The organism is Candidatus Symbiopectobacterium sp., assembly GCF_020054415.1.
Lineage (GTDB): Bacteria > Pseudomonadota > Gammaproteobacteria > Enterobacterales > Enterobacteriaceae > Symbiopectobacterium.
In genome coordinates, this window is the sequence record NZ_JAHWCO010000122.1 from 1 (window position 1) to 1,600 (window position 1,600).

At 50.5% G+C, this 1,600-nt stretch carries 2 pseudogenes; one reads left to right on the forward strand and one right to left on the reverse strand.

Going from position 1 to position 1,600, the window contains the following annotated elements:
- The first annotated feature begins 179 nt into the window (after nucleotides 1-179).
- Nucleotides 180-1,229, forward strand: a pseudogene (locus QZ506_RS03770) (oxidoreductase).
- A 12-nt stretch (nucleotides 1,230-1,241) separates the two neighbouring features.
- On the opposite strand, the pseudogene QZ506_RS03775 reads toward QZ506_RS03770, so the two are convergent.
- A pseudogene (locus QZ506_RS03775) lies at nucleotides 1,242-1,557 on the reverse strand (IS1 family transposase).
- Nucleotides 1,558-1,600: the final 43 nt, after the last annotated feature.

Below are 1,600 nucleotides of genomic sequence, written 5' to 3' on the forward strand. Positions count from 1 at the left end.
CGTGGTATTGCTGGTTCAGCAGGCAGTAAAGACTGGATGATCATCCATGCTTCATCGGGAAGGTCGTAGCGAGCCATAGTTCAATATACTGTGGAAACATACGGTTACTATAACTCAGGCAATTAAGGGACACAGCCTAATGCCTTGATGACAAGGACAATACTACCGAGGGGACATTCATGAGTGATACCATTCGCGTCGGGCTGTTAGGGTATGGCTATGCCAGCAAGACGTTTCATGCGCGGTTGATCACCGCTGTGCCGGGTATTGAACTGGTTGCCGTGTCGAGTAGTGATGGGCAAAAAGTGCATGCGGATTGGGCCGACGTCACCGTGGTTGACGATCCGCAAGCGCTGTTCAGCCGTGCAGATATTGACCTGGTTGTTATTCCCACCCCGAATGAAACCCATTACCCTTTGGCCAAACAGGCGCTGTTAGCGGGAAAACACGTGGTGGTTGATAATCCCTTTACCGTGACGTTGTCATAAGCGAAAGAGCTGACACAGGTGGCGACACACAGTGGAAAATTGCTGTCCGTGTTCCATAACCGTCGCTGGGACAGCGATTTTCTAGCGCTAAAACAGTTAGTTGAAACAGATGTGTTGGGGGAAGTGGTTTATATTGAGTCGCATTTTGACCGTTTCCGCCCGGAAGTGCGCCAGCGTTGGCGTGAAGATGGCAGCGTGGGCAGCGGAATCTGGTATGACTTAGGGCCACACCTGTTAGATCAAGCGTTGCAGCTAGTTGGGCTGCCAGTGGCTGTCAATGTGGATCTGGCGCAACTGCGCCCAGGCGGTAAAGCCACGGATTATTTTCATGCCACCTTGATTTATCCACAGCGTCGAGTGGTACTGCATGCCAGTATGCTGGTATCCGCCGAGTCTGCACGATTTACACTGCACGGTACTAAAGGCAGTTTCATCAAATATGGTCTTGATCCGCAAGAAGATCGTTTGAAGAGCGGTGTACGTCCGCAGCAAACGGATTGGGGGTTGGATTCCCGCCATGGCGTGCTCACATTACATCAGGATGGGGTGATGGCAGAACAGGCGGTAACCACGTTGCATGGTAACTATCCTGCCTATTACGCTGCGGTGCGTGATGCGTTGCAAGGCAAGGGCGAAAACCCGGTGCCCGCCGCGCAGGCGATACAGGTGATGGAGTTGATTGAACTTGGCCTGCTCTCGCATCAGGAACGACGTGCGGTGATGGGGTCGTGTATTCAATGAGTTGATGTAGCATCAAACGTAATACTCGCGTTCGATGTAAGTACCGATGATCCTATCGTGCATTTCGGATGATTTTGAATATCCTAGCGTCTTGCGATTGAGCCGTTGCAATCGGTTACGCAGTGTCAGATGTGAATGCTTAATACGCTGTGTATACAGCTTGCTAACAATGTGTTTTACTTTTGGAAGTTCGTCGTTGTAAGCACTGTAGCCATCCGTGTTTGCATGACCGACGACGGTAACGCTGATGGCCACTTTTGCCATAACCGTGTTTTTTCACAGGAGATGTCTGTTCACAAAACGGGCATCTTACATCAACTTTAGCCACTGTATTCCACATCCAAAACCGGACATTTCACACTGCAATCAAC